1 protein-coding gene is annotated in these 500 nt (G+C 57.6%); it reads right to left on the minus strand.

Annotation, left to right across the window (positions count from 1 at the left end; translation table 11 throughout):
* On the minus strand, positions 1-500 hold a 500-nt coding region (locus tag RJ05_RS33155; RefSeq protein WP_217999015.1), incomplete at both ends, for an AAA family ATPase.

The raw sequence follows: 500 nt of genomic DNA on the forward strand, positions 1-500 counted from the left end.
AGATGACGGGCACACGAGGAATGCTCTCGTTCTTGTAGACACCGGGTAGCTGCACGTTGGTGGGGTTGTCAGCAATGTTCATGAGGGTGGCGTTGACCATCTGGTTGTTGACGGTGTACTGGGTGCCCGCACCCATGCGGCCAGCACCGGCATCCAGATCGTTGATGAACAGGGAGGACATCTTGCCCTTCTTGATGATGTCAGACGCCTCACGGTAACGCTGACGCACGAGCTTGGCAGGCTCACCGGCATTGCCGGACTCGAGCTCACCGGCGGACATGACAATGGGGTCAATGCCCAGCTTCTTGAAGGCCAGGTTGCACTGGAAGGTCTTACCCTGTCCCTTGCCACCCCAGATACCGAGAATCAGGGGGACCTTGATCTTGGGGAGGTCCAGGAAGTTCTTGGCGACGTGGATGGAGATCTTGTCAAGGAAGGGAGGGGAGATGTAGAAGCCGTCCTCAATGTTGTTCAGGTTGCGCTGTGCCTGGGACAGGTAC

This window comes from Nocardia cyriacigeorgica NBRC 100375, from assembly GCF_000308555.1.
Taxonomy (GTDB): domain Bacteria; phylum Actinomycetota; class Actinomycetes; order Mycobacteriales; family Mycobacteriaceae; genus Nocardia; species Nocardia cyriacigeorgica.